The 25,122-nt window shown below is 60.8% G+C and carries 26 protein-coding genes, 1 tRNA gene and 1 pseudogene; 12 read left to right on the forward strand and 16 right to left on the reverse strand.

Features of this window, described 5'->3' with window-relative positions; genetic code table 11:
- Window positions 1–186: 186 nt before the first annotated feature.
- On the reverse strand, window positions 187–726 hold the full coding sequence (gene thpR, locus F8N43_RS08345) for an RNA 2',3'-cyclic phosphodiesterase (RefSeq protein WP_150653567.1): 540 nt from the start codon (window positions 724–726) through the stop codon (window positions 187–189).
- 60 nt (window positions 727–786) lie between these two features.
- On the opposite strand from thpR, the gene F8N43_RS08350 reads away from it, so the two are divergent.
- Entirely contained in the window at window positions 787–981 is a 195-nt protein-coding gene (locus tag F8N43_RS08350) for a hypothetical protein (protein ID WP_150633858.1), read from the forward strand.
- A 12-nt stretch (window positions 982–993) separates the two neighbouring features.
- Here F8N43_RS08350 and F8N43_RS08355 read toward each other — a convergent pair whose 3' ends face one another.
- A complete protein-coding gene (locus F8N43_RS08355; protein WP_150633859.1) occupies window positions 994–1,347 on the reverse strand; it encodes a DUF1428 domain-containing protein in 354 nt (117 codons plus the stop codon).
- Window positions 1,348–1,349: 2 nt separating this feature from the next.
- Window positions 1,350–2,435: a hypothetical protein gene (locus F8N43_RS08360; protein WP_150639479.1), complete on the reverse strand. Its 1,086-nt coding sequence runs from the start codon at window positions 2,433–2,435 to the stop codon at window positions 1,350–1,352.
- A gap of 434 nt (window positions 2,436–2,869) precedes the next feature.
- Between F8N43_RS08360 and F8N43_RS08365 the strand changes: the two genes are divergently transcribed.
- The gene (locus F8N43_RS08365; protein ID WP_150633861.1) at window positions 2,870–3,130 is read left to right on the forward strand and encodes a hypothetical protein; all 261 of its coding nucleotides are present in this window, start codon (window positions 2,870–2,872) and stop codon (window positions 3,128–3,130) included.
- 131 nt (window positions 3,131–3,261) lie between these two features.
- On the opposite strand, the gene F8N43_RS08370 is transcribed toward F8N43_RS08365, so the two are convergent.
- Window positions 3,262–4,152 carry a LysR family transcriptional regulator gene (locus tag F8N43_RS08370; RefSeq protein ID WP_150653568.1) on the reverse strand — a complete coding sequence of 297 codons (891 nt, stop codon included), beginning with the start codon at window positions 4,150–4,152 and terminating at the stop codon, window positions 3,262–3,264.
- Between the two features lie 136 nt (window positions 4,153–4,288).
- Here F8N43_RS08370 and F8N43_RS08375 point away from each other — a divergent pair, with 136 nt between their 5' ends.
- Window positions 4,289–5,707 carry an MFS transporter gene (locus F8N43_RS08375; RefSeq protein ID WP_150653569.1) on the forward strand — a complete coding sequence of 473 codons (1,419 nt, stop codon included), beginning with the start codon at window positions 4,289–4,291 and terminating at the stop codon, window positions 5,705–5,707.
- 45 nt (window positions 5,708–5,752) lie between these two features.
- Here F8N43_RS08375 and F8N43_RS08380 read toward each other — a convergent pair whose 3' ends face one another.
- Window positions 5,753–6,202 carry a cupin domain-containing protein gene (locus F8N43_RS08380; protein WP_150633864.1) on the reverse strand — a complete coding sequence of 150 codons (450 nt, stop codon included), beginning with the start codon at window positions 6,200–6,202 and terminating at the stop codon, window positions 5,753–5,755.
- Between the two features lie 138 nt (window positions 6,203–6,340).
- A pseudogene (locus F8N43_RS29495) lies at window positions 6,341–6,433 on the reverse strand (DUF1801 domain-containing protein); the annotation flags it as partial.
- A 158-nt stretch (window positions 6,434–6,591) separates the two neighbouring features.
- Here F8N43_RS29495 and F8N43_RS08390 point away from each other — a divergent pair.
- Both F8N43_RS08390 and F8N43_RS08395 read left to right on the forward strand, forming a co-directional pair.
- Complete coding sequence (locus F8N43_RS08390; RefSeq protein ID WP_150633865.1) at window positions 6,592–7,968, forward strand: pyridoxal-phosphate dependent enzyme; 1,377 nt, start codon at window positions 6,592–6,594, stop codon at window positions 7,966–7,968.
- A complete protein-coding gene (locus tag F8N43_RS08395; RefSeq protein WP_150653570.1) occupies window positions 7,965–9,143 on the forward strand; it encodes a cystathionine gamma-synthase in 1,179 nt (392 codons plus the stop codon). The genes F8N43_RS08390 and F8N43_RS08395 overlap by 4 nt, the downstream gene beginning before the upstream one ends.
- Before the next feature lie 91 nt (window positions 9,144–9,234).
- On the opposite strand, the gene F8N43_RS08400 is transcribed toward F8N43_RS08395, so the two are convergent.
- On the reverse strand, window positions 9,235–10,335 hold the full coding sequence (locus F8N43_RS08400; RefSeq protein WP_150633867.1) for a polyamine ABC transporter substrate-binding protein: 1,101 nt from the start codon (window positions 10,333–10,335) through the stop codon (window positions 9,235–9,237).
- 766 nt (window positions 10,336–11,101) lie between these two features.
- On the opposite strand from F8N43_RS08400, the gene F8N43_RS08405 reads away from it, so the two are divergent.
- Window positions 11,102–11,530 (forward strand): nuclear transport factor 2 family protein, encoded by a 429-nt coding sequence (locus tag F8N43_RS08405; protein ID WP_150633868.1) that lies wholly within the window; start codon window positions 11,102–11,104, stop codon window positions 11,528–11,530.
- Between the two features lie 151 nt (window positions 11,531–11,681).
- Here the strand turns inward: F8N43_RS08405 and F8N43_RS08410 are convergent, their stop codons facing one another.
- A complete protein-coding gene (locus tag F8N43_RS08410) occupies window positions 11,682–12,569 on the reverse strand; it encodes a Dyp-type peroxidase (RefSeq protein ID WP_150653571.1) in 888 nt (295 codons plus the stop codon).
- Window positions 12,570–12,755: 186 nt separating this feature from the next.
- On the opposite strand from F8N43_RS08410, the gene F8N43_RS08415 reads away from it, so the two are divergent.
- Together F8N43_RS08415 and F8N43_RS08420 are read left to right on the forward strand one after the other, a co-directional pair.
- Window positions 12,756–14,381 carry an NADP-dependent glyceraldehyde-3-phosphate dehydrogenase gene (locus tag F8N43_RS08415; RefSeq protein WP_150633870.1) on the forward strand — a complete coding sequence of 542 codons (1,626 nt, stop codon included), beginning with the start codon at window positions 12,756–12,758 and terminating at the stop codon, window positions 14,379–14,381.
- A 44-nt stretch (window positions 14,382–14,425) separates the two neighbouring features.
- A complete protein-coding gene (locus tag F8N43_RS08420; protein ID WP_150633871.1) occupies window positions 14,426–15,469 on the forward strand; it encodes an FUSC family protein in 1,044 nt (347 codons plus the stop codon).
- Here the strand turns inward: F8N43_RS08420 and F8N43_RS08425 are convergent, their stop codons facing one another.
- Window positions 15,470–16,363 (reverse strand): DMT family transporter, encoded by an 894-nt coding sequence (locus F8N43_RS08425; protein WP_150633872.1) that lies wholly within the window; start codon window positions 16,361–16,363, stop codon window positions 15,470–15,472. It abuts the gene before it with no gap.
- Between the two features lie 135 nt (window positions 16,364–16,498).
- Here F8N43_RS08425 and F8N43_RS08430 point away from each other — a divergent pair, with 135 nt between their 5' ends.
- Complete coding sequence (locus F8N43_RS08430) at window positions 16,499–16,936, forward strand: Lrp/AsnC family transcriptional regulator (protein WP_150639485.1); 438 nt, start codon at window positions 16,499–16,501, stop codon at window positions 16,934–16,936.
- Window positions 16,937–17,001: 65 nt separating this feature from the next.
- Here F8N43_RS08430 and F8N43_RS08435 read toward each other — a convergent pair whose 3' ends face one another.
- Window positions 17,002–17,673, reverse strand: a complete 672-nt coding sequence (locus tag F8N43_RS08435; protein ID WP_007915443.1) for a Bax inhibitor-1/YccA family protein — start codon at window positions 17,671–17,673, stop codon at window positions 17,002–17,004.
- Window positions 17,674–17,796: 123 nt separating this feature from the next.
- On the opposite strand from F8N43_RS08435, the gene F8N43_RS08440 reads away from it, so the two are divergent.
- The 3 genes from F8N43_RS08440 to F8N43_RS08450 all read left to right on the forward strand — a co-directional run bounded on the left by F8N43_RS08440 (window position 17,797) and on the right by F8N43_RS08450 (window position 19,122).
- Window positions 17,797–17,884, forward strand: a tRNA-Ser gene (locus tag F8N43_RS08440).
- A gap of 217 nt (window positions 17,885–18,101) precedes the next feature.
- Window positions 18,102–18,311, forward strand: a complete 210-nt coding sequence (locus F8N43_RS08445; RefSeq protein WP_150653572.1) for a hypothetical protein — start codon at window positions 18,102–18,104, stop codon at window positions 18,309–18,311.
- A 259-nt stretch (window positions 18,312–18,570) separates the two neighbouring features.
- The gene (locus F8N43_RS08450; RefSeq protein WP_150653573.1) at window positions 18,571–19,122 is read left to right on the forward strand and encodes a hypothetical protein; all 552 of its coding nucleotides are present in this window, start codon (window positions 18,571–18,573) and stop codon (window positions 19,120–19,122) included.
- A gap of 27 nt (window positions 19,123–19,149) precedes the next feature.
- Here the strand turns inward: F8N43_RS08450 and F8N43_RS08455 are convergent, their stop codons facing one another.
- The 6 genes from F8N43_RS08455 to F8N43_RS08480 form a co-directional block, all read right to left on the reverse strand.
- A complete protein-coding gene (locus F8N43_RS08455; protein WP_150653574.1) occupies window positions 19,150–19,689 on the reverse strand; it encodes a lysis system i-spanin subunit Rz in 540 nt (179 codons plus the stop codon).
- Complete coding sequence (locus F8N43_RS08460) at window positions 19,671–20,330, reverse strand: glycoside hydrolase family 19 protein (RefSeq protein ID WP_150653575.1); 660 nt, start codon at window positions 20,328–20,330, stop codon at window positions 19,671–19,673. Before F8N43_RS08460 ends, F8N43_RS08455 begins: the two co-directional genes overlap by 19 nt.
- A 56-nt stretch (window positions 20,331–20,386) precedes the next feature.
- Complete coding sequence (locus tag F8N43_RS08465) at window positions 20,387–21,433, reverse strand: phage late control D family protein (RefSeq protein ID WP_150653576.1); 1,047 nt, start codon at window positions 21,431–21,433, stop codon at window positions 20,387–20,389.
- Window positions 21,434–21,531: 98 nt separating this feature from the next.
- Window positions 21,532–21,738, reverse strand: coding sequence for a tail protein X (locus F8N43_RS08470; RefSeq protein ID WP_150653577.1), 207 nt, complete (start codon window positions 21,736–21,738; stop codon window positions 21,532–21,534).
- Window positions 21,713–22,558 (reverse strand): phage tail protein, encoded by an 846-nt coding sequence (locus F8N43_RS08475; protein ID WP_150653578.1) that lies wholly within the window; start codon window positions 22,556–22,558, stop codon window positions 21,713–21,715. The genes F8N43_RS08470 and F8N43_RS08475 overlap by 26 nt, the downstream gene beginning before the upstream one ends.
- A 12-nt stretch (window positions 22,559–22,570) precedes the next feature.
- The gene (locus F8N43_RS08480) at window positions 22,571–25,027 is read right to left on the reverse strand and encodes a phage tail tape measure protein (protein WP_150653579.1); all 2,457 of its coding nucleotides are present in this window, start codon (window positions 25,025–25,027) and stop codon (window positions 22,571–22,573) included.
- Between the last annotated feature and the right edge of the window lie 95 nt (window positions 25,028–25,122).

Below are 25,122 nucleotides of genomic sequence, written 5' to 3' on the forward strand. Positions count from 1 at the left end.
TTCATGGTACGACGCGAATCCCTGTGGGAGTGGGCTTGCCCGCGATGAGGCCATCACTGCCAACACAAAACTCAACTGTTTCCGTTCACGCAGCGCCTTACCACCGCTGCACTCCTCTCTGACGAACGGCCTCACCTGGCTTCCTCGGTTCAGGTGAATTCGGGCGCCCTCCTCGGGCGCCTTTTTTTATGCGGGGACGAGCGGCCATTCGGCCAGCGCCCGATAGCGACCCTTGTGGGATTCAAACAAGACAAATCGGTCTGCCCGCAGAAAAAACTCCGGCGGCGTCGCCGATTCAGGCACCGGCACCCGATAGTCACGCATCAACGTCAGATGCGGCCTGAATTCCTTGGGGGCGTCTTCGAACCCGAACGGCAACATCGCCTGCTCCAGCGCATACACCAGCCGCAGCAATTCCGGCGGCGCCTGCTCCGTCGCGAGCACCAACGCCCCGGCCCTGCGCCAGACATCCAGCCGATCCAGTGCAACCCGCAACGCGATACCCGGCACGCGAACCTTTGCTGCCACCGCGCAGATCTCGGCAATCTGCGCCACCTCCACAGCGCCCAAAAACAGCAACGTCAGATGGAAGTTTTCCGCCGGCACCGGGCGCCCAATGCGCAGTGCCAGCGCGCTGCGCCATTGGGCAATTGCCCTGCGCTGCTCGGGCGGGCAAGCCAATGCGAAAAACAGCCGCTTGACCGGCTCCGGGGTTTCGTCGCTCACGCCTGGCACCTCCTGACATGCACGTTATAGTTGAAACCACCGAATAAACGGGACGGGGCCATGCGAGAGATCATCAGCAAAGAGCCATGGTGGGCCATGCCACCGCAACCGGGTCAGGATGAGTCAGAGCTGGAATGGGGCTGGCTGGTTCACTATAGCGAAGGTGAACCGCGTTTCGAGTTTGTCAAAGAGCGACCGACGGACAGCGAGATCCGCAATCGAAAAAGTTGCAGGATCACCCCGGCATCGGAGTGATCCCCTCACGTGTCACGCCTGCAGGAGGATGTTGAAACCGCCGAAGATCATTCGCTGACCATCAAACGGCATCGGGTTGACGTCCTGCTGCATGCGCGGGTCGGCCATCATTTTCTGCATGCCTGCATCGCGGGTGGGCTTGTCCGGCCAGACGATCCAGGAAAACACCACGGTTTCGTCATCCTTGAGTTTCACCGCCAGCGGAAACGAGGTCACTTTGCCGTCAGGCACGTCATCGCCCCAGCATTCGACAATGCTCAGGGCGCCGTTTTCCTTGAAAATCACGGCGGCAGATTCGGCGTGTTGCTTGAATTTTTCGCGGTTGGCGCTGGGCACCGCAAAGACACAGCCATCGACGTAAGACATGGTCATTCTCCTGCTGGGGGTAGAGGATCGATCTGCGGGTTAGTCGGTTCGGGCGGGCTCCAATCGACAGCGCCGCCGCCCGAACTGACCGACGGTATTTCGGCACTCCCCGCCAGATTGCCCTCGATCTGTCCTGCCATGTACAACGTCCCCGCCATCACACCGGTGGTCGGGTTCTGCACCAGTTTTATCCAGGCCTTGTCGAACGTGTTGCCCAGACTGCTGCGGATCAGCGCCTCACTGTCCGGCCGGTCGCTGGCCTGAATCAATGCGCGAATCCCCGCTACGCCCAGCGTAATCAAGCCGCCGGCAAGTTTGCCCGCCGCTGCGGATACCACGCTGGCGGCACCGCGCGGGGCCATTTCGGCTTCCATGCGTTGGCTGGCGCGCTTGGCCACCGGCGCCATGGCCGTGTCGGTGGAATCAACGCCTTTGTCACCGCCAGCCTTGTGGATCTTGTCGATCAGCGCCGCGTACGCCGGCAGGGTATTGAGCGGCTGGGTGTGCACGATCTGATACAGCGAAGCGTCCCGCGCGGGCGGCGGTCCCAGGGCGATGGCCGGGATTTTCTGGATACGGCCGTTGAGTTGCGCCATGGGTACGCCGTGGCGCTGGGAGATTTTCTGCAGCTCTTCCTGAAGAATGTCCACGTAGAACGCCGTGGCCAGGCCGAGGATCTGGTCGGGATCAATCTCGACGGCGACCGGGGCCAGCACGCGTTTCTGGTATTGCTCCAGCAGATAGGCCGCCAGGCGCTTGGACGAAGCATCCTGCTCGTTCTTGGCACTGAGGGAGTACCAGCTGACCTTCATCGACAGCCATTCCTGGGTCCAGTAACTACTGAACCAGGGAATGAAGTTTTCTTCGGTCAATTGATAGACCCGGGTTCGCCAGTAATCCATGGCGCCGCGCGAGTAGATTTTCGCCTGTTCGGTAGCGGACTGGGACGCCGCGACGATGTCCCGGTCCACCTGCTGCCAGGTGCTCTGGGAAATGATCACCGGCGGCGCTGGCGCCGGGGCACGCGCAGGCGTGACGCATCCCGCCAACACCAATAGCACGGCGACGATCAGCGAACGCAGGTTCAAGATCGCATGTCCTACAGTCTTCCCCCGAACAGGATATTCGGGGGTTAAAGCACCCTGATTTGAGTATAGGCGGCGGTGGGGGCCTGGTCTGAGGTTGATGGTGTCTCAAGGGCCTCATCGCGGGCAAGCCCGCTCCCACAGGACCAGCGTCGTTCACGAATGTGAGCCCCACCACCGATCACTGTGGGAGCGGGCTTGCCCGCGATGAGGCCCTCAGCAACACCACAAACCCCGACCATCACTTGCGTCGATATTCACCATCGCCGCGAATGCCTTCCGCTCAAAATCCGTCAGCGTAGGATCAACCTCAACCCGACACACAACCCCGAACCGGAGGGGCAAATCATGTTGATCCATCTGCTGACCTGCCTGGCCCTGACAGCCCTCACGCTGACCGTTTTTTCGTGGTACGTCCTGACCGAGGAGCGCACATCATGATCCACACCGTCACCCTTGCCGTGAGCTTTCCGGTGTTCGGCAACAACTACTACTCGCAGCAGGTCGTCTCGCGCAAAGTGCTGTCGCTGGTGTTCGACAAGAATTTCGAGGCGCTGCTGATGCCGGCCGCTGCCAACCACTTCAGTAACGAAGTGGTCGGTCTCAACGATCAGTTCCGCTTTTTGAATGATGTGCTGGCCGAGCATCTGCTGGATGCCGAACTGGCCCAACACGCCTCCCGTTCGTTCACTTTTTGAGTGCTGCCATTCAGTGCCATTCATTCAGTGCATCGACCGGCACTTCTGCCTGAGGGAGGTTCAGGCAGCATTGGGAACATATGGCTTCCTCATCAGAGCCACTTGAGTCAATTTTCTATTTGAAGAACGCGCTATTGCGCACAAACCTCACGAACACAACCGCGTAACCAACGATGCACCGGATCGGCATCCAGTCGTGGATGCCAGAGCATCGCGACAGTGAACGCCGGCAAGGCAACCGGCAGCGCAAAACTGTGCAGGCCTGCCCGCAGGTTTTCGGTATGGCGCTCAGGAACAGTGGCGACCAGGTCGGTTGTACGGGCGAGCGCCAACGCCGTCGAGAAACCGCCGACGATGGTCACGACCTGCCGTTGCAGTTGCAGCGCCGCCAATGCTTCATCGACAGCCCCCTTGTCGAACCCTCGCCGCGAGACGCTGATGTGACCGCCCGCCGCAAAACGTTGCGGGGTGATTTCACCCTGACTCAGGGGGTGCCCACTGCGCACTACGCCGATGAAGCGGTCGCGAAACAAGCCCTGCGTCCGTAGCTCAGGCCCGGCGGCCTTCCCCACCACTCCGGTTTCCAGATCGACGGTGCCATCACGCAGCGACGTGCTGTCCTTGTCAGGCTTGTGCACGAAGCGCAGCAGCACGCCCGGCGCTTGCTCGGCGACGCGTGCGATGAGCGGCGCGCCAAAGTTCTCCACAAAACCCTCGCTCGTACGCAACGTGAACGTGCGGATCAACTGTTTCAGGTCAGGCTGTTGCGCCGGGCGCAGCACCGCTTCGACATCCTGCACCAACTGGCTGACCTGCTCGCGCAATTCCAGCGCCCGCGGCGTGGCCACCAGTCCGCGCCCGGCCCTGACCAGCAGCGGGTCGCCCGTGGTTTCGCGCAACCGCGCCAACGCCCGACTCATCGCCGACGGGCTCAGCCGCAAGCGTTTGGCGGCACGCGCCACGCTGCCTTCGGCGAGCAGCACGTCAAGGGTGATCAGCAAATTGAAATCGGGAGTCGACATGCATTGCCCCATGGCCGGGTGAGATGGCGTTCAACGCACGAGTACAGTGCAACCCGTGCGCCTTCCGCCATGTTAGGCGCCGGCGTAGATTTCTGATAGCTCCACTTCGGGAGTGGCCAGATACCAGAGGGACAGCATGAAGCCGACTATCGCCATCGTGGACAACGCAACACAGACACCCGCCGTACGCTGGGCGCTGGTCAGCCTTTCGCTGTCGATGCTGCTGTCCTCGCTCGGCACTAGTGTTGCCAACGTCGGTTTGCCGACGCTGGCCCAGGTGTTCGGTGCGACGTTTCAGGACGTACAGTGGGTCGTCATCGCCTATCTGCTGGCGATTACCACGCTGATCGTCAGCGTGGGCCGGCTCGGTGACCTTATCGGTCGCCAGCGTCTGTTGCTCGCGGGCATTGGCGTGTTTACGCTGGCCTCGGCGCTGTGCGCCTGGGCACCGACCCTGGGGATATTGATTGGCGCCCGAGCGCTGCAGGGTCTCGGCGCGGCGATCATGATGGCGCTGACCATGGCCTTCGTGGGCGAAACGGTAGCGAAGAACAAAACCGGCAGCGCCATGGGTTTGCTCGGGACGATGTCGGCGATTGGCACCGCGCTGGGACCGTCGCTCGGCGGTTTGCTGATTGCCGGTTTCGGCTGGCGGGCGCTCTTCCTGGTCACCGTGCCCTTGGGCCTGATGACGTTGCTGCTTGCGCATCTTTATCTGCCCGCCGACCGCCAGAAACCAACCACCGGGAGCACCCGTTTCGACGCGTGGGGCACGCTGGTGTTGGCGCTGACGTTGGCGGCGTATGCGCTGGCCATGACCCTCGGACGCGGCCATTTCGGGCTGTTCAATATGGGTTTGCTGTTGGCGGCGGGGGTCGGCGTGGGGCTCTTTGCGTTCGTCGAGACGCGAGTCGCCTCGCCGCTGATTCGACTGGCAATGTTTCGCAACCCGGTGCTGAGCGTAAGCCTGGCCATGAGTACGCTGGTCGCGACGGTGATGATGGCAACGCTGGTGATCGGGCCGTTTTATCTGGCCCACGGGCTGGGGTTGAAAGCGGTTGTGGTGGGAATAGTGCTCGCGGTCGGGCCCTGTGTCGCGGCCCTGACAGGTGTGCCTGCTGGCCGGATCGCCGACCGTTTCGGCGCACCACGGATGACTGTTGCCGGGCTGATCGCCATGGCCATCGGTTGCTTCACATTATCGGTGTTGCCGCAGACCTTTGGCATCGGCGGCTACGTCGCGCCGATGGTCGTGATCACCCTCGGCTATGCGGTCTTCCAGACGGCCAACAACACCACGGTCATGACCGATGTTGCGCCAGACCAGCGCGGTGTTGTCTCGGGCATGCTCAATCTGTCACGAAATCTGGGATTGATCACCGGGGCTTCGGCGTTGGGTGCCGTGTTCGCAATCGCCTCGCAGGCAGCCGACATCACCACCGCGCAGCCCGAAGCCGTGGCCCACGGGATGCAGATCACCTTCGCGGTAGCGCTGGGGCTGATCGTTGTTGCACTGGGTGTTGTGCTAGCCCGCCGAACGCTGAAATCCTTGTAGGGGCTGGCTTGCTGGCTCCTACAAGGGATTTTCGGCGGCTTTGACTTACTGTTTGATCACCACCAGCGGCTCGCCTTTCTTCACGATGTACGTCGCCAGTTCCGAACCGGTTTTCGTGCCGACGTTCTTCGCGATATGCGCAACGCCAGCCGGAATGTACAGCGAATCACCGGTCTTCAGCGTGACCGGGGGTTGCCCTTCCAGTTGATATTCGAACGTACCGTCGATGACATAAGCCACTTCCACGCCTGGATGGGAGTGGTTGGGCGACGAGACGCCCGGATCGATATCAACCCGTACCTGAATCACTTCGCGACCGTCGACGTCGAGATCCTTTTTCAGGAGGTCGGTGCGATGAATCCCTGTCTGCCAGCTTTTTGCAGGGGCCTTCACTTCCTCGGCTTGAGACACGCCGGACAACGCGGCGAGCGCGGCAGTGGTGACAACAGCGACACCGAGCATTTTGACGGTGTGACGAGCATTGATGCGGAACATGGCGCTTCTCCGGTTATACCGTTGTGGTGCCCTCATTAGGCGGCCGCCGTGTATCCCGTACGTGTCGCGGACACCATGGATTTGTAAGCGAAGATCGCTGTGGGCGCGGAGGATACGTAGGGATACAAACGGGCCCGGTCACTTGGAAGTGTTGAGCACCACCGCCGCACGAATGAGCGCCTTCAACGCCTTCTCATCAATCGCATCGCCCTCATGCACATCAATCGCCCGGTGTTCGCCCCTTCGTTCGCGACCGGCTGGCCGCACAAGGTTGCGAGTGAGGCAATCGCGGCCTATGGTCCAAGCGATGCATTGTTGGCAACGGTCGCGCGAGGACGTGCCGCCAGTTGCCGTCCTTCCCCTGCGATTTTTCGCAAAGAGGTGACAACATGCCGAACGATTCCCGCCCTGCCGTGCTTGAACTGATCGGCAATACGCCGCTGGTGCGCGTCAGCCGCTTTGACACGGGACCGTGCACACTGTTTCTGAAGCTTGAATCACAGAACCCCGGCGGCTCGATCAAGGACCGCATCGGCCTGGCGATGATCGACGAAGCCGAGCGCGACGGCCGGCTCAAGTCTGGCGGCACCATCGTCGAGGCTACCGCCGGCAACACCGGCCTCGGCCTGGCCCTGGTCGGCCGCGCCAAGGGCTATCGGGTGGTCTTGGTGGTGCCGGACAAGATGTCCACCGAGAAAGTCCTCCACCTCAAGGCCATGGGCGCCGAGGTGCACATCACCCGCTCCGACGTCGGCAAGGGCCATCCCGATTATTACCAGGACGTCGCGGCACGGCTGGCGCTGGAGATTCCCGACGCATTCTTCGCGGACCAGTTCAACAACCCGGCCAACCCGCTCGCCCATGAATGCAGCACCGCGCCGGAGATCTGGGCGCAAACCCAGCATGACGTGGATGCGATTGTCGTCGGTGTCGGTTCGGCCGGCACGCTGACCGGACTGACCCGTTTCTTCAAACGCGTACAGCCCAATCTGGAAATGGTGCTGGCCGATCCCATCGGTTCGGTGATGGCCGAATACAGCCGCAGCGGCACCATGCAGACGCCCGGCTCGTGGGCGGTGGAAGGCATCGGCGAAGACTTCATCCCCTCGATTGCCGACCTCTCCAGCGTGCGCCACGCCTATTCGATCAGCGACGAGGAAAGCTTCGACCACGCCCGCCAACTGCTGCGCGCCGAAGGCATTCTCGGCGGCTCTTCGACCGGCACCTTGCTGGCGGCGGCGCTGCGCTATTGCCGCGAACAAACCACGCCGAAGCGCGTGGTCAGCTTCGTCTGCGACACCGGCACCCGCTACCTGTCGAAGGTCTACAACGACCAGTGGATGAACGATCAGGGCTTGCTCAAGCGTAAACCTTATGGCGATCTGCGCGACGTGATTGCACGCCGTTTCGAGGATGGCCGGGTGATCAGCGTCGGCCCCGACGACACGTTGCTGACGGCGTTCCAGCGCATGCGCCTGGCGGATGTGTCGCAATTGCCGGTGCTGGTGGACGGCAAGAAACTGGTCGGCGTGATCGACGAATCCGACATTTTGCTGGGCATGCAGGAAGACCCTTCACACTTCCGCTTGACCGTGTCCAGCGCCATGACCGACAAAGTACAAACCCTGCCGGCCAGCGCCAACATGGCCGAGTTGCAGGCAGAACTCGATCGCGGGCTGGTGGCGATTATCGCCGACGCCTCGGGCTTTCACGGTCTGATTACCCGCGTCGACCTGCTCAATCATTTGCGGAGATCCCTTGCATGAGTCAACACGATGAAAACGCCGCGGCACGCGCCTTCGCCACTCGGGTGATCCACGCCGGGCAAACGCCGGACCCGACCACCGGCGCGTTGATGCCGCCGATTTATGCCAACTCCACCTACCTGCAACAGAGCCCCGGCGTGCACAAGGGCTTCGACTACGGCCGTTCGCATAACCCGACGCGCTTTGCCCTGGAACGTTGCGTCGCCGACCTTGAAAGCGGTACCCAGGCCTTCGCGTTCGCCTCCGGCCTGGCGGCGATCTCCACGGTGCTGGAACTGCTCGACGCCGGCTCGCACATTGTCTCCGGCAATGATCTGTATGGCGGCACCTTCCGGCTGTTCGACAAGGTGCGCAAACGCAGCGCCGGGCATCGTTTCAGTTTCGTCGATCTGACGGACCTCGCGGCCTTCGAAGCGTCCTTGCAGGACGACACAAAAATGGTCTGGGTCGAGACGCCGAGCAATCCGCTGCTGAGCCTGACCGACCTTGCCGCCGTCGCACGTATCTGCCGCGGCCGCGGCATCATTTGCGTCGCCGACAACACGTTCGCCAGCCCGTGGATTCAGCGGCCGCTGGAGCTGGGCTTCGACATCGTGCTGCACTCGACCACCAAATACCTCAACGGCCACTCCGACGTGATCGGCGGCATCGCCGTGGTCGGGCAGAACCCGGAACTGGCGGAACGCCTGGGTTTCCTGCAGAACTCGGTAGGCGCGATCGCCGGGCCGTTCGACGCGTTTCTGACCTTGCGCGGCGTGAAAACCCTGGCGTTGCGCATGGAGCGTCACTGCAGCAACGCGCTGGAACTGGCGCAGTGGCTGGAGCGCCAGCCGCAAGTGGCGCGCGTCTACTATCCGGGCCTGCCGTCGCACCCGCAGCATGAACTGGCAAAGCGGCAAATGCGCGGTTTCGGCGGGATGATTTCTGTCGATCTGAAGAGCGATCTGGCCGGAGCCACGCGTTTCCTCGAGAGCGTGCGCATCTTCGCCCTGGCCGAGAGTCTGGGCGGCGTGGAAAGCCTGATCGAACACCCGGCGATCATGACCCACGCCACCATCCCCGCGGAAACCCGCGCGCAGCTCGGCATCGGCGATGGGTTGGTGCGGTTGTCCGTGGGGGTTGAGGATGTCGAGGATCTGCGTGCCGACCTGGCCCAGGCGCTGGCGCGGATCTAAGCAAAACGAGGATGCTACCCCTGTAGAAGCCGGCAAGCCGGCGCCTACAGGGGAACGCGGGTGGCAGGCCAATCGCGCTCCGCCCGAAGTGTTACTCGCCGGACTTGATGCTGGTCCAGACCCGCGTGCGCACCCGCTCAAGCTTTTGCGGCAACGGTTGCACTACATACAGGGTTTTCAACGCTTCGCTGGTCGGCGTCAGGTTCGGGTTGCCGGTGATCTCTTTGTTGATCAGCGCAATCGAGTCTTTGTTGGCGTTGGGGTAACCGAGGAAATCACTGATCGGGGCGATGACTTTCGGGTCCAGCAAGGTGTTAAGAAACTCGTGGGCTTCGTCGACGTTCTTCGCGCTTTTGGGAATGGCAAAGGTGTCAAACCAGATCGGCGCGCCTTCCTTCGGCAGGCGCCAATCAACCACTACGCCGTTACCCGCTTCCTTGGCACGATTGCCGAACTGGTAGAAGCTGCCGGAGTAGCCGATGGCGACGCAGATATCGCCGTTGGCGATGTCGGTCATGTACTTGGCCGAGTTGAAGTAGGTGACGTACGGACGAATCTTCAGCATCAACGCCTTGGCTTTTTCGTAGTCGTCCGGGTTCTGGCTGTTAGGGTCCAGCCCCAGGTAGTGCAGCGCCAACGGCAGGATTTCCGAAGGTGAGTCGAGCATGGCCACGCCACAGGATTTCAGTTTCTCCATGTTCTCCGGTTTGAACACCAGATCCCAACTGTCCACCGGCGCATTCTCGCCCAGCGCGGCCTTGACCTTGGCCGGGTTGAAACCAATCAGCACGGTGCCGTACATGTAGGGCACGCCGTACTGGTTGCCCGGATCGTTCTTGTCCAATAGTGCGAGCAGTGCCGGGTCCTGATGCTTCCAGTTCGGCAGTTTGGACTTGTCCAGTTTCTGGAACACCCCGGCCTTGATCTGGGTTTCGATAAACTGGTTCGACGGCACTACCAGGTCGTATCCCGAGTTCCCGGTGAGCAACTTGGCTTCCAGTGATTCGTTGGTGTCGAAAGTGTCCCAGGTCACTTTGATTCCGCTTTTCTGGGCGAAGTCCTTGGGCACGGACGGCAGGATGTAGTCCGCCCAGTTGTACACCCGCAATTCCCGCTGTTCGGCGTGCACGGCACTGGCCAACAGCGTCAGCCCACAAACAGTGGCGCCCAGTATGCGTTTCATCATGACCATGAATGAATTCCCCAAATATGTCGCTCGTTGGTTTTTATGTTCTGTACACGGCAGGCCTTAAAAATTGCCAAGGGCAAGGAAAACGGGTTTCTAGTTGGTTTCGCGAGCGTGCTGGAACAGCTACGTCGCTTCGATTCTTGCTGACGAACGAGAGAGTTCATAGTGCGAGGTCGGCCAAAAGGGGATCGAAATGGCCAATATCGGTGTCCCGGTAGATCCGGTCGAGGGGATATCGAGCAACTGTGGGAGATTCCATGTTGAAGCTGCTGGCCTCATCGCGAGCAGGCTCGCTCCCACAGGGAATTGTGGTGTTTGCTGGACATGGGAAAAACGACAAAGCCCGCACAAGGCGGGCTTTGGGGTTCGAGTAGGTGGCCGGTGCTGGTCTCCGGCTTACAAGGTTTATCAGGACTCTCACAGAACAGTTTTGTGCTCTTCTGCTTCACACGGCATAAGGGCTGGATCTCAGCGCGGAGATCTTTCTAACCGTGTACCCTTCGGAACGCGCCCCACGTGTCCTTGCCATCCGCTTGCGCATCAGTCTGCGTCTTCACCTACAACTTGAAGAGTAGTACACCTCCCGAACCGCGAAGCTGAATTTTTAGAACGATTTTGTCCATGGCGACGGGTGCCAGGACGGAAAACGACTAACCGGTCGGTCAGGGCAATGCTTGAGGGTTTTGCCACAGAGAGGTTTCCCTTCAAGTCCTTTGATGTACAGTCTTCGCCGACGCTTGCAGAACAACAAAAATACAGGAGTTAAAAAATGTCGGAACTCAAACTGCATCCAAACGCCGCAGAATCCTTGAACCAATGGCACGCGATGATCAACAAGGCTGACTTGCAGGCCTTGCCCGAATTGTTGGACCCACAAGCGGTATTCCGCTCGCCGATGGCGCACACGCCTTATCCGGGGGCGCCGGTGGTCACGATGATTCTCACCACGGTGTTCGGCGTGTTTGAGGATTTCCAGTACCACCGCGAATTGGCGACCGCGGACGGCTTGAACGTCATCCTGGAGTTCAGCGCCAGGGTCGGCGAAAAGCAGCTCAAGGGCATCGACATGATCCGCTTCAACGAACAGGGAAAAATCGTTGAGTTCGAGGTGATGGTCCGTCCCTTGAGTGGCTTGCAAGCCTTGGGTGAAGAGATGGGACGCCGACTGGGCGCTTACCTCGCCGCCAGCAAAGCCTGACCCCGATGCAGCACTTCATCGGTGAGCCCATGCACCGATGAAGCGCTTCATAAGCTCAGGCCCGAAAGATACGGCCATGGCCGGCGTACTTGATGCACCGCACTGCATTGATCGTCGGAACGCCGCCCGCAGCAAGCCGGGCTTCTACAGATCAGCCAATGCGCAGTGCGCGCATATCCAGATGACCGTCCTTCAGCGGCGGGCACCAGTAGTAGCCGCCGGTGATCGGGCGACTGATGCGGTACAAACCGTCGGTGATGCCATCTTCCAGTCCGCTCATGCGCCGCAGCTGCGCTTCGAAAGCGTCGAGGGAGAAACCGAACGCGAGGAACATCAGACCGGCCCGCTCACCTTCAATCCACGGCATCGAACGACGGACCACGAACGCCTCGGGGGCGAAGCTTTCCTGGGCGGTGCGTTTGACGTGGGCAGAGATCGGCGCGTCATCGATTTCTTCGTTGTCGCTCAAGCGACGACCCATGATGTTGTCCTTTTCCTCGGGCGGCATCGCGTGGAAACCCTTCAGGTCATGCTGCCACTGCTGGATCGCGGCGAAGCTGCCACCGACCAGACCGTCAACGCCCTCACCGACCAGCGCGGCGGCCACGGCGGCTTCGTCGTGCGGGTTTTCGGTGCCATCTTCGTAGCCGGTCAGGTCGTGGCCGGTCAGGTGGCGGAAGGTTTCGTTCATCTGCACCAGGCGCAGGGCCGGTGCCAACGCGGCTTCGATGGCGGTGGCGCGATTGAGCAGCTCACCACGGTCGACGCCATGCAACCAGCACCACAGCGCGTGTTGGGTCGACGGGTTGTCGACGCCGACACCGGTCAACGCCGGAAACGGCCGCAGCCCTTCGATCTGCATGTGCAGCGCCTTGACCAGGGACTCACCGAAACCGACCACCGCCGACTTCCCGTCCACCAGCGACATCAATTTTTCGAGCGCGGCCGGCAGTGCATCGACGGATTCCAGCGCGAAGAACATATGACGGGCTTGAGGTGGAACGGGGGTGGCGAGAATGCCCGGCTGGTAGTAACTCATATGAACTCCTTAAGAAAGAGCGCGAAGTTTACCCGCAGCGCCGGCCGTTGTGTGTTCTCAGGTCAAAAGATCGCGGGTTCATCAAATCGGCACTTAAAAAGTCGGGGCAATAAGGCGTATAACCTCTGAAGTGAATTTTGAACTGCAAGCCGCCAGCGCCTGGCTTACATCACATGGAGTAGCGACATGACCACAGCCCACATCCTCGGCAACCTGTTTCCCGATTCCAGCGACATCCCGGAAAAGTACCGCCTCGACGGCCAGACCGAACAGCGTGAATACCTGGTCGATGGCGAGCTGAAAACCTGGTCCGGCCCCCTCGCCCAAGTTCGCAGCCCGGTGTACCTGACGGGCGAAAATGGCGACGAACAAGTGATCCTCGGCAGCACGCCGCTGCTCGATGCCGACACGGCGCTGACCGCCCTCGACGCCGCCGTCCGCGCCTATGACCGGGGCCAGGGCCTGTGGCCGACCCTGCGCGTGGCTGAACGCATCCAGCACGTCGAAGCGTTCCTGGGACGCATGCGCGAACAGCGCGAAGCAGTGGTCAAGTTGTTGATGTGGGAGATCGGCAAGAACCTCAAGGACTCGGAAAAAGAGTTCGACCGCACCTGCGACTACATCGTCGACACCATCAACGCGCTCAAGGAACTCGACCGCCGATCCAGTCGTTTCGAGCTGGAACAGGACACGCTGGGGCAGATCCGCCGCGTGCCGCTGGGCGTGGCGCTGTGCATGGGACCTTACAACTACCCGCTGAACGAAACCTTCACCACGCTGATTCCGGCGCTGATCATGGGCAACACCGTCGTGTTCAAACCAGCCAAGCTCGGCGTGCTGCTGATTCGTCCGCTGCTGGAGGCGTTCCGAGACAGCTTCCCGGCCGGGGTCATCAACGTCATCTACGGCAGCGGCCGCGAAACGGTCAGCGCGCTGATGGCCAGCGGCAAGATCGATATCTTCGCGTTCATCGGCACCAACAAGGCCGCCAGCGACCTGAAAAAACTCCACCCGAAACCGCATCGCTTGCGCGCAGCGTTGGGCCTCGACGCGAAAAATCCCGGCATCGTTTTGCCTGAGGTCGACCTGGACAACGCGGTGAACGAAGCGGTCACCGGCTCCTTGTCCTTCAATGGCCAGCGCTGCACAGCGCTGAAAATCCTCTTCGTCCACGAAGACGTGGTCGAGGCGTTCATCGCCAAATTCAACGCCAAACTCGCCAGCCTCAAACCCGGTATGCCGTGGGAAAGCGGCGTCGCCCTGACGCCGTTGCCGGAGTCGGGCAAGGTCGATTATCTGCACGGGCTGGTGGCGGATGCCGTGAGCAAGGGTGCCCGTGTGGTCAACCCGAATGGCGGTGAAGCCCGTGCGTCCTTCTTCTATCCAGCGGTGTTGTACCCGGTGACGCCGCAGATGCGCGTCTATCAGGAAGAACAGTTCGGCCCGGTAGTGCCCATCGTGCCTTACCGGCATCTGGACACGGTGATCGATTACGTCCTGGAGTCGGATTTCGGCCAGCAGCTAAGTATCTTCGGCACCAACCCGGTGGCGGTCGGCAGGCTGGTGGACACCTTCGCCAACCAGGTCGGGCGGATCAACCTCAACGCCCAGTGCCAGCGTGGCCCGGACACCTTCCCGTTCAACGGCCGCAAGAATTCCGCCGAAGGCACGCTGTCGGTGCATGATGCGCTGCGGGTGTTTTCGATTCGTACGCTGGTCGCGACCAAGTTCCAGGAGACCAACAAGGACCTCATCAGCGAGATCATCAGCGGCCGCAGCTCGAGTTTCCTGACCACCGATTACATCTTCTGAGGAGCACGAGCCTGAGCACATTCAGAGCCCACCGACTGCCACCGCTGCTGCGCCGGGTACTGCGTCCGTTACTGGATCCATACCGGCGCTATCGCCACGCCAAATTGATTCACGCCGTGCGCGTATCACTGGGGTTGCTGGCGACGATTCTACTGACTACCGGCATCCACCTGCCCCACGGTGAGTGGGCGTCGGTGACGATGCTGGTGGTGATTGGCGGTTTGCAGCACCACGGCAACATCGGCAAAAAAGCCGCCGAGCGCGCCATCGGCACCTTGATCGGCGCCGGTGTCGGCCTGTTGTTGGTGGCGCAACAAGCCTGGCTCGGGATGCCGTGGCTGACCTATTTTGCGATGTCGGTGGTCTGCGGATTCTTCTCTTACCACGCCATCGGCAAGGGCGGTTACACGGCGCTGCTGTCGGCGATCACCGTGTTTATCGTCGCCGGGCATGGCGATAATCCGGTCACCGACGGGCTGTGGCGCGGGGTGGACATCCTGATTGGCATTGCCCTGGCCCTGGCGTTTTCCTTCGCGCTGCCGCTGTACGCGGTGTATTCCTGGCGCTACAACCTGGCCGATGCGCTGCGCGATTGCGCGACGATTTACGGGCGCATCATCAATGGACAGCCCGTCACCGATGACGAGCACGTGAAGTTGATGAATCGCCTGAACACGGTGATGGTGCAACTGCGTTCGTTGATGCCGTCGGTGTCCAAGGAAGTGAAGATTTCCATGACCGAGCTCGATGCGATCCAGCGCCATTTGCGCATGTGTGTCAGCACCCTGGAAATCCTCGGCAACACCCGACCGGATGCCAACGACCCTGACGCAATGGCGCATCTGCAATCGGCGCTGAAAGCGGAGCATCGGCTGATTCGGGTGCAACTGGTGGGGATGGCGCGGGCGCTGAAATCCGGCGCGTCCCAGCGGCTGAGTCGCCCCGTCGAACTGCCGGCTGATTCAAGCCTGGACGCACCGGTCTATAACCCGCTGGATGGCTACCGGCTATTGATCCGGCAGCTGGCCAGCAACCTTGGCGAGATGCGCCAGCGCCTGGCCAAGACCGCGCCGCGCTGGAACATCTGATTATTGTGTAACTGTCCGCCGAAACTTCAGGCTCCAGCCTTGTTGCATGCCGGCGGCAGCCAGCAGAATCGCAGCAACACCGATCCATTGCAGCATTTCCAGACGATGGCCGAAGGCAAACCAGTCGACGAAAATCGCCGCAATCGGGTAAATGAACGACAACGCACCGGTGAGTGCCGTCGGCAGTTTTTGGATCGCACCGTACAGCAACACGTACATCACGCCGGTGTGAATAATGCCGAGGGTCACCAGGCTGGCCCAGGCGCTCGGTGCTTGCGGCAACGCCGAGAAGTGCGCGAATGGCGCGAGCAACAACACGCCGGTGCTGACTTGAATCAGCGCGATCAGGTGCGGGGGCGTGCCGGTCAGGCGTTTGATGATCAACGCCGCAATCGCGTAAAGGAATGCAGCACCCAGCGCCAGTCCGATGCCCATCAGGTAATCGTTGCCGCCCTCACCCTGTTGCCCGTGAGCGCTGACAATCGCCAGCATCCCCAGAAACGAAACGCCCAGCCAGAGCAGCTTCTGCAGGGTGATTTTTTCGTTGAGGAACAGCGCGGCCAACCCGACCAGCATAAACGGCTGAACGTTATAGACCGCCGTGCCGATGGCAATCGAGGCGCGGGAGTACGAGGCAAACAACAGCACCCAGTTGCCGACAATCGCCACGCCGCTGAGCACGGCCAGCAGGAAGGTGGTACGGGTCAGAATGCCAGGGCGCAGGAAGCCGAAAGCCGCGCAAATCAGCAACAAGGTTCCGGCGCCGAACACGCAACGCCAGAACACCACGTCCAGCACCGGTTGCCCGGACACCAGCACGAACCAGCCGATGGTTCCGGAAATCAGCATGGCGGCGGTCATCTCGAATGACCCGCGACGAAGTGTGTTGTCCATCATCAGACTCCTATGTTTGAGCCCAAAGTATGCCCATCCGCAGGGGGGCTTCTCCAGCGCAAAAAAAAGGCTAAACTCGATATCTGCCTTTTTTATCAAGGCGGTTTCGATTAATTGCCTTACAGGGGTTGCGCCATGACTGACGATATCGACCAGGTGCTGATTACGGCGTTGATGGAAGACTCGCGGCGTTCGCTCAAAGCCCTGGCACACCTCAGCGGCCTGTCTTCACCAAGTGTCGCCGAGCGTTTGCGCCGTCTCGAAGAACGGGGCGTGCTCAAGGGCTATACCGTGGAGATTGATCCCAAATATTTCGGCTATCAACTCCAGGCCATCGTGCGAATCCGTCCGTTACCGGGCCAGTTGCAGGAGGTGGAGCGGCAGATCCAGGCGATTCCCGAATTCACCGAGTGCGACAAGGTGACCGGCGACGACTGCTTCATCGCCCGCCTGCATGTGCGTTCGATGGAGCAGTTGGACACCCTCCTCGACCGCCTGAACACACACGCCGAAACGAACACCGCCATCGTCAAGAAAACCCCGGTCAAACGCCGATTGCCGCCGATGGCGTGAGCCTTTAGCCAAATCGCAGACAAGAAAAAACCCGCCGAAGCGGGTTTTTTACTCATGGACGACGATTAATCATCGCGGCTCATGATGCCGAAGATCTGCAACAAGCTGATGAACAGGTTGTAGATCGATACATACAGGCTGATGGTCGCCATGATGTAGTTACGCTCACCGCCGTGAATGATGGCGCTGGTCTGGAACAGAATGCAGACCGAAGAGAACAGCACGAAACCTGCGCTGATCGCCAGTTGCAGACCGCTGACCTGGAAGAAGAAGCTCGCCAGCGTCGCGCCCAGCAGCACGAAGAAACCTGCGGTGATGAAGCCGCCGAGGAAGCTCATGTCCTTGCGGGTGATCAGCACGTAAGCCGACAGACCGCCAAACACCAGCGCCGTCATCGCGAAGGCCGAGCTCACGACTTCCGCGCCGCCCTGCATGCCCAGGTAACGGTTAAGGATCGGGCCGAGCAGGAAACCCATGAAACCGGTCAGGGCAAACGCCGACACCAGGCCCCACGCGGAATCACGGAGTTTGTTGGTGAGGAAGAAAAGGCCATAGAAACCGATCAGCACCACGAAGATATTCGGGTAGCCGACACGCATCTGTTGGGCGACAAACGCCATCACGCCGCTGAATGCGAGGGTGAGAGCGAGCAAGCCGTATGTGTTGCGCAGGACGCGGCTAACCTCTAGCTGCTCAGCCTGCACGCTGTTATTAACTGCGTAATCCTGTTCGCGCATGGCGACACTCCTGTTGGTTTGAAACGTTCAGTCGCAAAGATCATAACAGACGCTCTGTAACAAGCCATGCAGAGAGTTTGACAGTGTGTTTCATTCAGGTATTATGGCGCCCGCAACGCAAACGGAGGTGTGGCCGAGTGGTTTAAGGCAACGGTCTTGAAAACCGTCGACTGTAACAGGTCCATGAGTTCGAATCCCATCGCCTCCGCCATATTTGTACCGACAAAGCCCTGATTATTCAGGGCTTTGTCGTTTCTGGGTTTTGAGAATCAGCGGCAATTTTTTGAGGTGTTACAAAACTATTTGGTAACCGTTACAAAACTTTCCTGCTTTTTCCCTCCTCCGGCGTCCTGCCGACTGCTTCATTTCCCTATGTGTCACACCACATTTCCACTGCTACGATGACCTTCTTTCATGGAGGAATCGCGATGCCAAATTCAGACCTGCTCCCTTCCCTGCTCTACAAAATCAACGAAAACCAGCTGGCCCTTGAGGCCGCCATACTCGAACTGTCCAACTGGGTCGAGCAGCAAGGCGCCGCCGAAGTCGCGGAAAACGTGCGCGGTGCTTTGGAAGCGATCGACCGTAATGAGGAGTTCATTAAGTTGACGCTTGCGGTGCTAATGACACCGAATTGATCCAGCTTGGCCCAGTCTGCTCGAACAGGGTCAAACCGAGGGATTAGTGCCGGATCTCGATTCTGGACCGACGAACGCAAGGCATTCGTAACCTGGCCAGCCTGTTTAGTGGAGCGAATTAGCCAGACCGCCGAGCGCATAGAGTTGGTACTGATGAACCGCGGCCATGAGCGCCCAACCTTGAATGATCACGTCGTAATAGCGGAAGGCCACTCAAAGCTCTACAATTCTGCGATAAATGTCATAAATGGAGGTAGGCATGCTGCCATACATCATCGCTGGTGCGGCAAGTGTCATCGGATATGCGGGATACAAGCTCGGCCGAGAATGCTCGCTTTGTAACAAGCGCATGAAATGGACACATAACTGCATAAATTGCAAAAAAGTTTTATGCAGTGCTTGCGGAACTTCAATGCCGAAAATATTTCGTGATCAAACAACATTGAGGTCTGCCGGATTTACCTGTTCTACCTCCTGCACGCTTGCCGTACGACAGCGAGACCATGAGCTTACCGAGGCACACGACGCTAAGGTTGAACGTCAAAGGAAAAGACTATCTAGGATTTCTCAAGTTCGGCTGGTAAGTATAAATTATGGCGGCCCACAAAAAACAACATCCGGTGAAGAGTTAGAAACTGAATGGCATGACGACAAGCAGGCAGCTGAGAATTCAGCTCGCGTGATGGCCGTGGATGTCTATGACACTGACACTGTATGGTTTGTAAAAACAATCTTTAAAACATGTGAAAGTTCAGGTCCAAAAGGAGGAACATATCGTTATCGCCGGTGGAAAGTCACAGGAGTAGTGTAATCGCTGGCACAACTCAGTTCCTTTCCCTCATCGGCGAGATATTTCTAGCACGTACGCCTGACAAGCAGCCAAAGCGATCAGTCCTTGGTCACCTGCGTCGGTGATTCCAATAATTCGTTGAGCATGCGCTGGGTCAAGTCGGGCACGCGCTCCTCCATGAACCACGCCGCCGGCGCCGGTACCGGCAGGCACTGAACAGCCACCGGCTGGATCCGTGGCGTCGAGTAGGACTGACAGCCGCAGATCAGAAGTGGCAAGGCGATCAGACAGGCGTTGCTGAGTTTTCTGTGCATCGGCTAACTCTCGGTAATGGGTTTCATCGTTGACCTTCACGCGCAGCTCCAGGGCGGCGCGCTTGGCTTGTTCGGCGGTCAGGGTGGCCAGCATCGCGTCGACGCGGGCCGTGGCCTGATCGGCGGACTGGCGGGCCTGCTCGGCCAGCGCCTCGCCATAACGCCAGTCTTGCAGCGTCCAGGCTCCCGCCGCGGAGCCGGCCGCGATCGCCAGCAGTACAAGGGCGATCGCCCAGGCGCGCAGCGCTGGCGGAATCAGATCGAGGGCAGACATAGCACCTCCTTGGCCACCGCCCACAGGGCGCGGCGATCGGCCTCGCCGTTGTGGCCGCCATTGATCACGCGGGTAATACGATCGAACAGCCCGGCGTCGGCCAGCTCGTTCAACCCACGATCCCACCAGAACCACGCGGCCGACAACGCCGCGAACTCCGGTTGCTCCAGCAGCTCGGGCTGCTCCACCAGGGGCAAACCCAACGCTTGGCCACACAGCCGGTACATGTCGCGGCCGGTGATACCGACCGCGCCCCGGGCACGGTAACGGTAGCCATCGCCCGAGGCCTCGGGGCCGTTGCCCATGCGATCGGCATAGACGCGGTTGGCCAGCTTCTGCGAGTTGCGCAAGTAGGCCTTGGCGTCCTCGATCTCCGTAGCGTCGACCCGGCCGTTGCGATTGAGGTCAAAGCCGTACTTGAAGAGCTGCGCGACGCGCTCGGCGTCCTTGTAGTACAGGCTTTCCGACAGCTTGGTCAGGTGGCCGGACTCATGCCCGACCTGGGCGAGAAACGCCGCCTGCCGCACCGGCGAACCGATGTCAAAGCGCGCCATAGCCCGATTGAGGGCAGGCACAAAAACGCCCGCGACAGGGCGGGCGTTGGGCAAGATCCGCAGCAACTGCGGTTGAGTGAGAGGCATACAAACTCCAGGCATAAAAAAACCGCACTCGGCGGGTTAATGGGGACGCGATAGCGCTAGGCGAGACTGACGACCTTGACCGGCTTCACCTCCTTTTTCTTCTTGCCCTTGGCTTTGGCTTTGCCCTTGTTGCCGCCGTTGCATTCGACCGTGGTCGACCAGCCCGCCTGGGTGTAAACCTGCTCGACGGAGTCGGCCAGATACTCGCCATCGAGCCCGACCTTAAAGCCCTGGGCAATAATCGGCCGCTCGGCAAACAGATCCGTCCGGCCTTCCATTTCGAAACGAACCCCGGCGCTGGAGCGATTGAACGCCGCCAAGCGCGCCTTGGCCGCCGACTCGGCGGCGGTCTTGTTCGGGTGAATGTGCCGATCGGTGTGCACCGAGGGTAAGCCCGCCGGCGCGTCGTCGTTGTCCAGAGACACCACCGCGAGCTTGCCGCCCTTCTTGTCTTGGTGTTTGGTGGCCACCTTGCCGTGCGTGTTGCGATCGCCCAGGCGAAACTGCCAGCGGCTCACGTCCTTGCGCGTGATCGTGATCGCGCCGAAGGCCTTGCCGCTCGCGCTTTGGCCACCTTGACGCGGCATCACCAACAGCTTGCCGTCCGCGACCTTGGCCGTGCAGTCGTACTGCTTAGCCAGGCGCGTGATGAAATTGAAATCGGATTCGCTGAGCTGGTCCGCCCGGGCGACTTTTGTCGTCACCGGGCACACCGGTTTCCAGCCGTTACGCGCGGCGATATCGGCGACGATTTTCGACAGCGGCACGTTTTCCCAGCTCCCGCTGCGAATGGTCTTGCCGCTGCCGCGCATGTCGCTGGCCTTGCCCTTGATGGAAATCGTATCCGGCGGCCCCGATACCGTGACCTCGTCGACCACGTAGCGACCCAAGCGGGCCAAGGACGTCTCGGCATAGCCCAGGTAGATCTCGATCCCGGCGCCGCGCCGGGGCAGCGTTACCAGCCCGTCACGGTCATCAATGCGCAACTCGAACTCGTCGGAATCCATCCCGGGCTTGTCCGTGGTGCTGAGCTGGATCAGCCGATCATTGATCAGGCCGGTGATGTCGGCCCCATCGGCGACGATGCGAAACATTGGGGTCATGGCGTGCGTCCAAAAGAAAACCCGCTCAAGGCGGGTTTGGGGGGAAAGGGCTCGTTACGCGTAACGCGATCGGCCGCCGGCGGCGACTCCGGACGGAATCAATCCCAGAGGGTGACTTCTTCAGTGACCGGGCTCGGCAGATCCGGCAGGACGATAATCAAGCCGGTGCGAAACGGTTGTTCTTCGTCGGCCAACCCCTGATTGGCATCAAGGACCGCCTCGACACTGCCGTTCAGGTGGCCGTAGTAGTTATGGCAAATGGTGTCCAACAGATCCCCGTCAGACGTTCTGCATGTCATCGCCATAGCGCACGAACTCCAGGGTGAACTCTTGTTTGCGCGGGATGCCACCTTGCATCAGCGCGCTTTGATCTTCGTCGACGCTCTTCAGGCACCAGGTGCCCAGCACGTCGCCATAGCCGGTGGTCAGTGTCAGCGGTTGCAGCCGGCCGCCGATCGAGCGCAGCGTGTCGAGTTGCTTCAGCCCGCCCTTGAACCCGGGGAAAATCTTGCCCTTGAGGGTGATTTTCTCGTCACCGATGCCCACCCCCTGCTGCGCCGGCCGGCGCGACAGGCGCTCCTGCGAGGCCCAGCGGAATTCGGTCGAGCGACGCAGCGAGTCAAAGGCCGCCGTGTCGAGGTTGAAGTAATACGGCTGCGCCTTCGGATCGAGCGGCTGAAGAATCAGCAGGTGCGGGAACGGCTTCACCGCCTCCGGTGCCGGCGTGCCATCGGTGGCCAACGCGCCGGTGGGCACGACGTTGGCCAGCGACGGACTGACCTTGCCGGCGATCTTGTTGATTGCCGTTGCCGCCTTGCCCGCTTGTTCCTTCAGCGTACCCACGCGCTCGTCCATCCCCGACAGCGCGCGACTGGCCTTGTTGTAGGTGGCCACCACTTGCCCGACCTTGGCCTGAGCCGCCTGCACCCCGCGCATGACGCGCTGAAGTTTGGCCCCCATCGTGGGCCCGACAAAGGGCAGATCCTCCAGCTCGGACGCGGCACCGGTGATTTCGCCGATCGCGCCATTCATTGGCCCCAGCATGCCGTCCAGGCTGCGCCGCCCGGTTTCCCCGGCCGAGGCGAGGTATTTCAGCCCCGACTGTAATTGGCCCAACGCTTCCATATGCCCTCCTGATTAAACGTGTGGTGCGTCGTAGAGCTGGGTACTACCCACTTTGCCGGCCATGTCGCGATAGTGCTGATCGAGCAACGGTTTGAGCTGGTTATAGAGCGTCGCCGCGTCCTTCACGTCGCCTTGGACCGTCAGCGTAAACGGCGCCTGAATGTCCACCTTGGTGTCGACCTTGACCCCTTCGCTTTTGGCCGGGGCCGGTGGCGCGAGTTTCGCCGCGGCGGCGTCATCACTGGCGCTCGGCATCATCATGGCCCGCGCGGCGTCCCCGGGCTTCGGCGCCATCAGCAGCGCGCCGGTGCCTTGCCCCGAAGGCTTGGCAAACGACTGGCCAAGGTTGGCCATCACCGGCGGGATGTCCTTGCCGGCATTGGCCATCATCAACGGCCCCGCCGCGGGCATACGCTTTAGAGCGTCGTCGCTGCCAAACATCGACTTGCCGAGGTAGCCGCCCAGGGCGTCGCCGCCCATGCTGCCGATAACACCGCCGATCAGCCCACCAAGCGCAGTACCGACCACCGGCAGCAATAGCGTGCCCAACGCGGCGCCGGCCGCAGCACCTCCCAGCGTACCGGCCAGACCGCCCGCGGCCGCGCCGTAGCCTTCGGCCTTTTCGTCCCGAGTTTCGGCGTTCTGATAGGTGTCGTAGGCTTTAAACCCCGCATCCACCACCGCCACCACGGCCGCGCCTTTCACCACGGACCCGATACCGCCGCCCACCCCGCCACGACCACCGCCCTTGCCGCCTTTGCCACTTTTCTTGGGCTTGCCATCGGCATCGAGGTCGCCCGCATCCAGACCGCCACCCAAGCCGCCCATGTTGGTGACGATCACCTTTTGCGGAATGTTCGGATTGCCCATCAGCGAACCGCGGCCAATGTTCATCAGGCCTTTGGCCATCTTGACGTGGGCCATCACCGCACCGAAGGCAATCACCGCCGCCACGGCCGCACCGATGCCAGTCACCACCTTGGGCGATTCGTCCGACAGCTTGCTCAGCTCCTGGGTGACGTAGGTCAGCCCGTCCGCCACGGTATCCGTGACCGGTCGGAACGCGTCGCCGATCGCACGCATGGCGTCATCGCTGGCCTGAGCCATTTCCGACCACTTCTGCGCCGACGACTGCCGGCGCTCCTCCAGGTTCTTGTCCAGAATCCCGGTGGCACTGGCCGACTCCGATTTCAGCTTGGCGTACAGCTCCTTGTTCTGCATGAACGCAGTCAACGCGCCCTTGACCTGCATGTCGGCGAACAGGTCGCCGGTGCGCAAGGCGCTCTCCAGGGACGCGATCATGGCCTGGGCTTTGGCCGGGTCCGTCTCTTTGCTGATCTTGGCCGTGGCCTCGGCCATCGCCGCGGCTTTCTTCGGATCGGTCGCGGCAATGTATTTTTGGGCCAGCTCAAAGCTGGATTCCAAGGTGGATTTGCCGTTTTGCAGACCGGTATTCATCGAGCCCTGATAGTCGATCCCGGCCTTTTTGTAGGCCTCGACCGTATCGCCCGAACCGATCTTTTCCATCCAGTTCTTGAGGTTGTTGGCCGCTTCGTCCGCGCCGCCGGCGGTCTTCATTTGCACCTGAAGCATGGCGCCCAGTTGCGTCACCGAATCCATGCCGGTGATGCCCAGCTTGCCCATGCCCGCCAACAACTCAGGGAACCAACGGGCCATGTCGGCCGCCTCGAAACTGCCGGCCTGACCTTGGTAGGCGATCGCCTCCAGGGCTTTTTGCATCTCGGCCGGGTCGGTGATCTTGGCGTTCTGCCCCAGGGCGTTGATCATGCGCGCGGTTTCGCCGCCGTCCGAGCCTTGGCCAATGGCAAACTTGGCCGCGGTTGGGGCGTACTTCAGCGCCTTGTCCAGCTCCATGCCGGCGCCCACCAGGGCGTTGACCACCTCGGCCACCTGATTGCGTGCCATGCCGGTATCGCGCGACGTGTCGATGATCTTTCTCGACATTTCGCCCTCTTCGGGCTTGTTGGCAATATTCGACTTGATCGCAATGTCACGAATGATCGCGCCATAGTCGGCGCTGATTTTGGTCGGGATGGCCATCGCCGCCGTAGCGGCCACCGCCTGCCCCACGCTGCTTTTGAGTTTCTGTTTGCCTTCGTCAAGTTGCTGGTGACCCTTGGCCTTTAACTCGGCTTTGGCCGCGGCCTGCCCCATGGCGCTATAGGCCTTGGTCAGATTGCGAACCTCGACCCCTTGTTTCTTCAGACTGCTGAGACTGCTTTCGAGCTGCCGTTGCAACGCCGAGGCGTTTTTGTCGCCGGCCATGTGCGCCTTGCGCCATTCATCGCGCAACCGCATGGTGTCGCCAATGGTCTTTTCCAGCACCCGGGCTTTTTTGCCCTCGGCTTCCAGGCGTTTGATGCGACTGGTGACGTCCTTGAACGCCGAGCCCACGGTGGAGCTGACCGCCCCGCCAATGACCAGTCCGAGCGCGAGTTTGTTCGCCATGTGCGTGCCCTATACGTCGGGTCAATCAAAGGCGGCTCAATCCGTGAGCCACCACACCATTTCCGAAAAAGGCATGGCCTTGATCTCGGCCGCCG

This window comes from Pseudomonas fluorescens (assembly GCF_902498065.1).
GTDB classification, from domain to species: domain Bacteria; phylum Pseudomonadota; class Gammaproteobacteria; order Pseudomonadales; family Pseudomonadaceae; genus Aquipseudomonas; species Aquipseudomonas fluorescens_BJ.

What these genes read in the sequence shown, in the direction of transcription:
- F8N43_RS08350 (WP_150633858.1), top strand. Translation starts at nt 787, where the DNA reads ATGCGAGAGATCATCAGCAAAGAGCCATGGTGGGCCATGCCACCGCAA.
- F8N43_RS08355 (WP_150633859.1), bottom strand. Translation starts at nt 1,347, where the DNA reads ATGTCTTACGTCGATGGCTGTGTCTTTGCGGTGCCCAGCGCCAACCGC.
- F8N43_RS08365 (WP_150633861.1), top strand. Translation starts at nt 2,870, where the DNA reads ATGATCCACACCGTCACCCTTGCCGTGAGCTTTCCGGTGTTCGGCAAC.
- F8N43_RS08370 (WP_150653568.1), bottom strand. Translation starts at nt 4,152, where the DNA reads ATGTCGACTCCCGATTTCAATTTGCTGATCACCCTTGACGTGCTGCTC.
- F8N43_RS08375 (WP_150653569.1), top strand. Translation starts at nt 4,289, where the DNA reads ATGAAGCCGACTATCGCCATCGTGGACAACGCAACACAGACACCCGCC.
- F8N43_RS08380 (WP_150633864.1), bottom strand. Translation starts at nt 6,202, where the DNA reads ATGTTCCGCATCAATGCTCGTCACACCGTCAAAATGCTCGGTGTCGCT.
- F8N43_RS08390 (WP_150633865.1), top strand. Translation starts at nt 6,592, where the DNA reads ATGCCGAACGATTCCCGCCCTGCCGTGCTTGAACTGATCGGCAATACG.
- F8N43_RS08395 (WP_150653570.1), top strand. Translation starts at nt 7,965, where the DNA reads ATGAGTCAACACGATGAAAACGCCGCGGCACGCGCCTTCGCCACTCGG.
- F8N43_RS08400 (WP_150633867.1), bottom strand. Translation starts at nt 10,335, where the DNA reads ATGGTCATGATGAAACGCATACTGGGCGCCACTGTTTGTGGGCTGACG.
- F8N43_RS08405 (WP_150633868.1), top strand. Translation starts at nt 11,102, where the DNA reads ATGTCGGAACTCAAACTGCATCCAAACGCCGCAGAATCCTTGAACCAA.
- F8N43_RS08410 (WP_150653571.1), bottom strand. Translation starts at nt 12,569, where the DNA reads ATGAGTTACTACCAGCCGGGCATTCTCGCCACCCCCGTTCCACCTCAA.
- F8N43_RS08415 (WP_150633870.1), top strand. Translation starts at nt 12,756, where the DNA reads ATGACCACAGCCCACATCCTCGGCAACCTGTTTCCCGATTCCAGCGAC.
- F8N43_RS08425 (WP_150633872.1), bottom strand. Translation starts at nt 16,363, where the DNA reads ATGGACAACACACTTCGTCGCGGGTCATTCGAGATGACCGCCGCCATG.
- F8N43_RS08430 (WP_150639485.1), top strand. Translation starts at nt 16,499, where the DNA reads ATGACTGACGATATCGACCAGGTGCTGATTACGGCGTTGATGGAAGAC.
- F8N43_RS08435 (WP_007915443.1), bottom strand. Translation starts at nt 17,673, where the DNA reads ATGCGCGAACAGGATTACGCAGTTAATAACAGCGTGCAGGCTGAGCAG.
- F8N43_RS08445 (WP_150653572.1), top strand. Translation starts at nt 18,102, where the DNA reads ATGCCAAATTCAGACCTGCTCCCTTCCCTGCTCTACAAAATCAACGAA.
- F8N43_RS08450 (WP_150653573.1), top strand. Translation starts at nt 18,571, where the DNA reads ATGCTGCCATACATCATCGCTGGTGCGGCAAGTGTCATCGGATATGCG.
- F8N43_RS08455 (WP_150653574.1), bottom strand. Translation starts at nt 19,689, where the DNA reads ATGTCTGCCCTCGATCTGATTCCGCCAGCGCTGCGCGCCTGGGCGATC.
- F8N43_RS08460 (WP_150653575.1), bottom strand. Translation starts at nt 20,330, where the DNA reads ATGCCTCTCACTCAACCGCAGTTGCTGCGGATCTTGCCCAACGCCCGC.
- F8N43_RS08465 (WP_150653576.1), bottom strand. Translation starts at nt 21,433, where the DNA reads ATGACCCCAATGTTTCGCATCGTCGCCGATGGGGCCGACATCACCGGC.
- F8N43_RS08470 (WP_150653577.1), bottom strand. Translation starts at nt 21,738, where the DNA reads ATGGCGATGACATGCAGAACGTCTGACGGGGATCTGTTGGACACCATT.
- F8N43_RS08475 (WP_150653578.1), bottom strand. Translation starts at nt 22,558, where the DNA reads ATGGAAGCGTTGGGCCAATTACAGTCGGGGCTGAAATACCTCGCCTCG.
- F8N43_RS08480 (WP_150653579.1), bottom strand. Translation starts at nt 25,027, where the DNA reads ATGGCGAACAAACTCGCGCTCGGACTGGTCATTGGCGGGGCGGTCAGC.